Genomic DNA, 7,141 nt, shown 5'->3' with positions numbered 1-7,141 from the left:
CGAGAACACTCCTAGGTCAGTAATTTGACCCAATCGATGCCGCTCGCGGCCGATGCCCAGCATCGAAGAGCTACAGCCTCCCAGTGATTCTCCCCGAACCGTCGAGCTCGATCGTCAGCGCTAGTCGAGAGAGAACTCCCAATATATGTAGCCAACCTGGTGGACGACAACGAAAACTGCGTCTGGACCGTCCGGAAGCTCCCTAAATGGTCAGCGAATGCGGTTGCCGCCTGCACTGGCAGGCGCCTCTTGAGACGACGATCAGAAATATGCTTCGACAAGAGCGCGATCTGATGGGGTTCAAGGTCGGCAGCCGCATCCAGCTCGTACTCGACAACCCCCGGCGAACTTACATCCACAACTTTCGCAATCAGCCAGCGCTTTCGCAACCAGACATCGAAGTAGGGGTTGGGGCTCGTCTGAGGGGTCAAAGACTTGCGACCGACGTTGCATGGCCAACAACACGGGGCGAGGTTCAACGGCTCCGCTGAAAGCCACGGATATTGAGCCTTTGGGAACATGTGTTCGAAGGTCTCAGGCTCGCCAGCAGTGCCGCAGAATGGGCAACTGTCCGGACTGAGGGCGGTGATGGAAGCGAGAATTCGGCGCCCTTCAGCACCTTGTTTGAGCCGATCCTCGTAGAATTTGACCAAGTCTGCCTTCTCTTCTGGGGAGAACGGACTCGGAAGCAAGAACCTCAACGTCCCACTGTCGCCGGCACGCTCCAGCGCCCGTGCCTCAGCACGCATACCGGGGATGAGCCAGTTGAGCCGCCGCCGGAAGGACGGCTCTGTCCGGGGCATGCACAATCTAGCTACTGACTCCCCGCTATGCGCAGGGCGTGCCAACGTCCTCACTCCTCCCCCGCCGTTGCAGTCAAGGCCCGGAGAACGAGCTTGGCCTCCTCACCGATACCAAAGCCGATTAGCGCGAGCGCTTCCTCATATGACGATGAAGACGCCGCCACCTCCCGCAGTCGCGCAAAGTGCCCCGAACTTTCCAATTCAACCCCGAAGACTTCGCGTGTGAGAGTTCCAATGTTCTCGCCGAATGTCTCCACGCGGATGTCGCGAAACTCCGTGATCCCCTCTCTCCGCCAGATCTTTCGCGCATGCTCTCGGGGCACCTGCTGAAGAACCACTGGCGAGTGCGTTGCAACGACTGCCAGACTGTTTGTCGATGCAACGAGGTCCGACACCGCTTTCACAAAGCCGGCAAGGAGCGGAGGATGGAGGTGACTTTCCGGTTCATCTATTAGAATAGCGGTCTGCCCATGACAGTTCGCAACGAGACCGGCAACCACAAGTAGGACGATCTTGTGTCCGGAGCTCAGACTGTCGTAATCAAGCTCTCGAAGGCGCGTGATCGAATCTAGGTCGAGGGAGGCTAGTTCGCGATCGGACTGCGCCAGTGTGGCAATCGCGGTCATGAGTTGAACGCTGCGCCCGGACGACTCACTCGCACCAACATGCAATAAGAACTGTTCTCGTTGCCATTCGTGCAGCGAGCTTTCCGGCGAGTGCGGCTGCAACGCCAGCGTCGTCATTCCCGTGACTGCGGAGAAGTTCGGACTCAGTGGCAACTCGAACGGACTCAGCCTCACGAGGATTAGGTTGCTGATTCGCTTCTGGTCCGAGATTAGAACAAAGGGCGGACTCACAGCGCTTGTTCGAAACGCAGCGACCATGTTCCTGAGCATTCGAGACTTTCCCGCCCCATTCGCCCCGATGATTACCTGAAATGTACCTGGAACGTTCCTTTCGGGGTTTACCTTGAAGGTTGTTTGCGCGACCGTCCCGTCAGCGCTTGGGTCATGGAAATACGTTAGTTCGAATGGCTCAGCGCTCACCCCGTGTTGGATTGTTGACCTAAACTGATCCTCAACGGTTCGCCAAGTGACGCTCCGCATGAGGGACCGGGAAACGACCGAATGCGTTATGGCTTCGTCAGACACCTCGGTCACTGTCAGATCTCGCAACGCCTCCAAAACGGCGACGGTATCGACCCTTCCGAGCAGTCCCATGAGTCGCTCGTAGTAAGACGCCTCTTGACCGAGCGAGTAATAGTCCGGGCCGAGGGCGAGAAACGTAGGTTCTAGAGGAGTGTAAGCAATTGTCTTCGCGAAGCTGGCGACCATGTCAAGATGCGCAATCTTGACCGTTCCAACGTACTCCGACCTGCCAGGTGCCTGGAGATAGAGGTCGAACGTGGTGCGATATCCGAAATCGTCCCAATCCCTCCGCACCAAGAGGAAATTGAGAATCGCTCTCGAGTCACCTTGAACGTCCGAAACGCTACGTGCTACAGCAAACACCAAACGCGGCGCTACGGCACCGTCTTCTCGCTCCACTCTCACACCTTATGCTCGGCGTCGGGTCTTTGTCACGTGCGGGCTCACAACCTGGCGATAGTGGCCCCGCAAACCGCGCCTAGTCGACAACAAGGCACTCGAAAGCCACGCAAAGTCGCCATGGCTCAACCTCAGGGCGCCTGCGAGGTAGGCACCGTAGTAATTCTGGCCGGCGCTTGAAAGGAGTCTCAACGATATTCGACCCACACAGTTTTGCCGGGGATTTTTCGTGTGCCATGCCTACACGTGGCCATGGCGGCGCGTTGGGCTAATCGGACAAACATCCGGGCGCCGGGGACGAAGACGGGCCTACCGACTCTCGCTTTGCAGGCAACCGCAGCGTTTGCCGGCCAGCTGTGCCCGGTCACCTAGCGAACTTTTATTCAAGATCGACGAGCCTCTTGCCACGACGACGCCTTCCAATATGGTTCGTCTTCCACCCGCGATAGCCGTATTTCATCTGGAATACTCCAGCAAACGCACAGCCCTCGACAGTTGTGCCCACAACCGATGTCGATCACGGTCGCAGACGAATTGGATATTCCCCCTCGCCTTGGAGGGGGAGCCCGACACGGGCAATCAACCCGTGTTCCGCTCATTCGCACCTAACGCTCAGGGGTCCGTTACCTGCGGGGCGCCCCTAGCCGCGCGAAAACAAAAGACGGGGCTTTGCGCGACCACTCGCGCGAAGCCCCGCCCCCAAGACTGGATCAGAAGTCCCAGTCGTCGTCCTCGGTCGCCTCGGCCTTGCCGATGACGTACGACGAACCCGACCCCGAGAAGAAGTCGTGGTTCTCGTCGGCGTTGGGCGACAGCGCCGACAGGATCGCCGGGTTCACGTTCGTCACCGACGACGGGAACATCGCCTCGTAGCCGAGGTTCATCAGCGCCTTGTTGGCGTTGTAGTGGAGGAACTTCTTCACGTCTTCGCTGAGGCCCACCGAGTCGTACAGGCTCTGCGTGTAGTGCGTCTCGTTGTCGTACAGCTCGTACAGCAGCGAGAACGTGTAGTCCTTGATCTCGTCGCGGCGCGCCTGATCGACCTGCTCCAGACCGCGCTGGAACTTGTAGCCGATGTAGTAGCCGTGCACGGCCTCGTCACGGATGATGAGGCGGATCAGGTCGGCCGTGTTGGTGAGCTTCGCGCGGCTCGACCAGTGCATCGGCAGGTAGAAGCCCGAGTAGAACAGGAACGACTCCAGCAGGGTCGAGGCGACCTTGCGCTTGAGCGGGTCGTCGCCACGGTAGTAGTCCATGACGATGTGCGCCTTCTTCTGAAGGAACTCGTTCTCGGTCGACCAGCGGAACGCCTCGTCGATCTCCTTCGTCGAGCACAGCGTCGAGAAGATCGACGAGTAGCTCTTCGCGTGCACCGACTCCATGAACGCGATGTTGGTGTACACCGCCTCCTCGTGGGGCGTGATCGCGTCGGGGATGAGCGAGACCGCGCCCACGGTGCCCTGGATCGTGTCGAGCAGCGTCAGGCCGGTGAAGACCCGCATCGTCAGCGTCTGCTCTTCCGGCGTCAGCGTGTTCCACGACTGGATGTCGTTGGACAGCGGCACCTTCTCGGGCAGCCAGAAGTTGTTGACGAGACGGTTCCAGACCTCGAGGTCTTTGTCGTCCTGGATGCGGTTCCAGTTGATGGCCTGAACGTGGTTCAGCAGCTGCAGCTTCTCAGCCATGGTGTCCTCAATGAGTAATCGTGATCAGCGGATCAGAGCATGCACGAGACGCACTCGGTCATGTCGGTGCCCTCGAGCGCCAGCTGACGGAGGCGGATGTAGTAGATCGTCTTGATGCCCTTCTTCCACGCGTAGATCTGGGCCTTGTTGATGTCGCGGGTGGTGACGGTGTCCTTGAAGAACAGCGTCAGCGACAGGCCCTGGTCCACGTGCTGCGTGGCGGCGGCATACGTGTCGATGACCTTCTCGTAGCCGATCTCATAGGCATCCTGGTAGTACTCCAGGTTGTCGTTCGTCATGAACGGCGCCGGGTAGTAGACGCGACCGAGCTTGCCTTCCTTGCGGATCTCGATCTTCGACGCGATCGGGTGGATCGAGCTCGTGGAGTTGTTGATGTACGAGATCGAGCCGGTCGGCGGGACGGCCTGCAGGTTCTGGTTGTAGATGCCGTACTGCTGGACGGATGCCTTGAGCTCACGCCAGTCGTCCTGGGTGGGCACGGGGATGCCGGCGAAGAGCTCCTTCACCTTGGCGGTCTGCGGCTCCCACACCTGGTCGGTGTACTTGTCGAAGAACTCCCCCGACGCGTAGGTCGAGTCGGCGAAACCGTCGAAGGACGTACCGCGCTCGATCGAGAGGCGGTTGGACGCCCGCAGCGCGTGGAACAGCACCGTGTAGAAGTAGATGTTCGTGAAGTCGATGCCCTCTTCGGAGCCGTAGTGCACGTGCTCGCGAGCGAGGTAGCCGTGCAGGTTCATCTGGCCGAGGCCGATCGCGTGCGAACGGTCGTTGCCGTCCTCGATCGAACGGACCGAGGCGATGTGGCTCTGGTCGCTCACCGCGGTGAGGGCGCGGATCGCGGTCTCGACCGTGAGGCCCAGGTCGCGGCCGTCCATCGCCAGCGCGATGTTCATCGAACCGAGGTTGCAGGAGATGTCCTTGCCGATGGCGGCGTACGAGAGGTCTTCGTTGTACGTCGTCGGGGTGTTGACCTGCAGGATCTCCGAGCACAGGTTGGACATGTTGATCCGACCCTTGATCGGGTTCGCCTTGTTCACCGTGTCCTCGAACATGATGTACGGGTAGCCCGACTCGAACTGGATCTCGGCGAGGGTCTGGAAGAATTCGCGCGCGTTGATCTTCGTCTTCTTGATGCGCGGGTCGTCGACCATCTCGCGGTACTTCTCGGTGACCGAGATGTCGCCGAACGGCTTGCCGTAGACGCGCTCGACGTCGTACGGCGAGAAGAGGTACATATCCTCGCCGTTCTTGGCGAGCTCGAACGTGACGTCGGGGATGACGACGCCCAGCGACAGCGTCTTGATGCGGATCTTCTCGTCGGCGTTCTCACGCTTGGTGTCGAGGAAGCGCAGGATGTCGGGGTGGTGCGCGTTGAGGTACACCGCACCCGCGCCCTGACGGGCTCCGAGCTGGTTGGCGTAGCTGAAGCTGTCTTCGAGGAGCTTCATCACGGGGATGATGCCCGAGGACTGGTTCTCGATCTGCTTGATCGGGGCACCCGACTCGCGGATGTTCGACAGCAGCAGGGCGACGCCGCCACCGCGCTTCGACAGCTGCAGCGCCGAGTTGATGCCGCGGGCGATCGACTCCATGTTGTCTTCGATGCGGAGCAGGAAGCACGAGACGAGCTCGCCGCGCTGCGCCTTGCCGGCGTTGAGGAACGTCGGGGTGGCCGGCTGGAAGCGGCCCGAGATGATCTCGTCGACGAGCTGCACCGCGAGACGCTGGTCGCCGTCGGCGAGCGCGAGGGCGGTCATCACGACGCGGTCCTCGAAGCGCTCGAGGTAGCGCTTCCCGTCGAAGGTCTTCAGCGTGTAGCTCGTGTAGTACTTGAACGCGCCGAGGAACGTCTCGAAGCGGAACTTCTTGCCGTACGCACGGTCGTTGAGCTCCTGGATGAACTCCAGCGAGTACTTCTCGAGCACCTTGGGCTCGTAGTACTCCTTCTCGACGAGGTAGTCGAGCCGCTCCTTGAGGGAGTGGAAGAACACGGTGTTCTGGTTGACGTGCTGCAGGAAGTACTCCCGCGCGGCCCGCTTGTCGGCGTCGAACTGGATCTTGCCGTCGGCGTCGTACAGGTTCAGCATCGCGTTCAGGGCGTGGTAATCCAGCCCCTCGAAACGCGCCTCGGTCTTGAAGTCCACGTCGCTCAGCCCTACTTCCACCACTGTTCCAATCCTTCGGTGACGCGCTCGACGTCTTCTGGTGTGCCGAATACTTCGATGCGATACAAGTGCGGCACGGAACACTTGCGGCTGATGACGTCTCCGGCGAGGCAGAACGCGTCGCCGAAATTGGTGTTGCCCGCGGAGATGACCCCGCGGATGTGACGTCGGTTGCGCTCCTCATTGAGGAAGCGGATGACTTGCTTGGGAACGGCGCCCTTCTCGACGCCGTGGCCGACGCCCCCGCCGTAGGTGGGGGTGACCAGCACGTAGGGTTCGTCGACGTGGAGCGGCGGGTCGGTCGGTCGCAGGGGGATGCGGACGGCCCGCTTGCCGAGCTTCTCGATGAAACGTGCGGTATTGCCCGACACGCTCGAGAAGTACACGAGCAGCGGAGCCTCGGTCTCCGACAGGACAGCGCTCATGAGAACCCTCTGAGCCCGTCCGGGGTCAGGCGAGGCGCGAAGCCAGCTCGTCGATCTTGTCGGGACGGAAGCCCGACCAGTGGTCCTCGTCGGTGATGACGACGGGGGCCTGGAGGTACCCGAGCGACTTGACCTGCTCGAGGGCCGCGGGGTCCTCGGTCACGTCGAGCACGTTGTATTCGATGCCCTTCGAGTCGAGTGCGCGGTACGTCGCGTTGCACTGGACGCAGGACGGCTTGGTGTAGACCGTGATCGCCATTTCGTTCTCTCTCTCCCCTGGAAAATCGTCGTCCGACCGCTTGGAGCGGGCCGGGAGCTCAATACTACATATGGGGACGGACATCGGGGGGAACCACAAGGGGTAGTAGTTACACGGATGTGATTTTCCACCGCTCTCCCCATATACAACACAGGTTGTCCACGATTTCATCCACAGGCAGCGACCCTGTTTCGACGTCGTCGAGGCCCGCCGTTCCGCGGATTTTTCGTCTCCTT

Annotated in this window: 5 protein-coding genes; all 5 read right to left on the bottom strand. The window is 60.6% G+C overall.

Annotated features, from left to right (window positions below; genetic code table 11):
• Nucleotides 1-853 precede the first annotated feature (853 nt).
• A complete protein-coding gene (locus tag I5G_RS24595) occupies nucleotides 854-2,350 on the bottom strand; it encodes an AAA family ATPase (RefSeq protein ID WP_148286455.1) in 1,497 nt (498 codons plus the stop codon).
• Between the two features lie 710 nt (nucleotides 2,351-3,060).
• Complete coding sequence (nrdF, locus tag I5G_RS09275; RefSeq protein WP_022878813.1) at nucleotides 3,061-4,035, bottom strand: class 1b ribonucleoside-diphosphate reductase subunit beta; 975 nt, start codon at nucleotides 4,033-4,035, stop codon at nucleotides 3,061-3,063.
• Between the two features lie 32 nt (nucleotides 4,036-4,067).
• Nucleotides 4,068-6,224, bottom strand: a complete 2,157-nt coding sequence (gene nrdE / locus I5G_RS09270) for a class 1b ribonucleoside-diphosphate reductase subunit alpha (RefSeq protein ID WP_022878812.1) — start codon at nucleotides 6,222-6,224, stop codon at nucleotides 4,068-4,070.
• Nucleotides 6,212-6,646, bottom strand: coding sequence for a class Ib ribonucleoside-diphosphate reductase assembly flavoprotein NrdI (nrdI, locus tag I5G_RS09265; RefSeq protein WP_022878811.1), 435 nt, complete (start codon nucleotides 6,644-6,646; stop codon nucleotides 6,212-6,214). Before nrdI ends, nrdE begins: the two co-directional genes overlap by 13 nt.
• 25 nt (nucleotides 6,647-6,671) lie before the next feature.
• Nucleotides 6,672-6,905, bottom strand: coding sequence for a glutaredoxin-like protein NrdH (nrdH, locus tag I5G_RS09260; protein ID WP_022878810.1), 234 nt, complete (start codon nucleotides 6,903-6,905; stop codon nucleotides 6,672-6,674).
• Between the last annotated feature and the right edge of the window lie 236 nt (nucleotides 6,906-7,141).

It is taken from the genome of Microbacterium sp. B19, assembly GCF_000333395.1.
GTDB lineage: Bacteria > Actinomycetota > Actinomycetes > Actinomycetales > Microbacteriaceae > Microbacterium.
Note: the sequence above shows the minus strand (reverse complement) of the source record. Positions and strands in the feature narration are given on the sequence as shown.

What these genes read in the sequence shown, in the direction of transcription:
- nrdF (WP_022878813.1), bottom strand. Translation starts at nt 4,035, where the DNA reads ATGGCTGAGAAGCTGCAGCTGCTGAACCACGTTCAGGCCATCAACTGG.
- nrdI (WP_022878811.1), bottom strand. Translation starts at nt 6,646, where the DNA reads ATGAGCGCTGTCCTGTCGGAGACCGAGGCTCCGCTGCTCGTGTACTTC.
- nrdH (WP_022878810.1), bottom strand. Translation starts at nt 6,905, where the DNA reads ATGGCGATCACGGTCTACACCAAGCCGTCCTGCGTCCAGTGCAACGCG.